General features: G+C 76.8%; 1 pseudogene. It reads right to left on the reverse strand.

Going from position 1 to position 698, the window contains the following annotated elements:
- Nucleotides 1-698 (reverse strand): annotated as a pseudogene (locus G3I40_RS12105) (serine protease); the annotation flags it as partial.

Below are 698 nucleotides of genomic sequence, written 5' to 3' on the forward strand. Positions count from 1 at the left end.
CGCCGCTGCGCCCGCCTGGGGTCGGCCGCGAGGGCCTCGGCGACGGCGTCGAGGTACCGCCCGCCCGGCGCCGCGTCGTCGTGCAGGACGAGCCGCCGCAGCAGCGCGAACCGTACGTCGTCGTCCACGTCCAGGGCGGTCCAGAACCAGGGCCCGAAGGCTCCGGCGTCGGCAAGCCCTTCGAGTACGGGCAGATGGGCGGCGGCGTCCCGTACCCGGAGCAGCACCTCACCGACCAGATGCGCGGCCCACCAGCTCGCCTCGCTGCCGCCACGGCCGCTCTGCCGCCCGGCACCTTCACCCGGGGTGAACCAGTCGGCCAACTCCCCCAGCTTCGCCCCGAGTTCGGCGCACCCCTGTTGCCGCTCCACCAGGAGAAGCGCCCGCACCACGGGCCCCGCCCGGTGCCGCGGCACCGGCACGGAGCCCCCGCCGCGCCGCCGGAAGACGAGCGCGTCCAGCGCCGCGTCCAGGTCCAGGTGCATCCCCTGGATCCAGTCGGCGACCTCCTCGTGCGCGAACCGGTACCCGCTGCCCGCGGGCACCAGCACCCCCTCCGCGAGCACGGCGGACGCCCATCCGCTCACCCCGCCGCGCACACCCCACGGGAACAGCTCCTCGAACGCCGCCCGGTCCAACTCCCCCTGCCCGGGCCCGAGGCTGCGCCGCGCCGCCTCGTGCAGCTGCCCGCAGACCCG

The organism is Streptomyces sp. SID14478 (genome assembly GCF_010548525.1).
Taxonomy (GTDB): Bacteria; Actinomycetota; Actinomycetes; order Streptomycetales; family Streptomycetaceae; genus Streptomyces.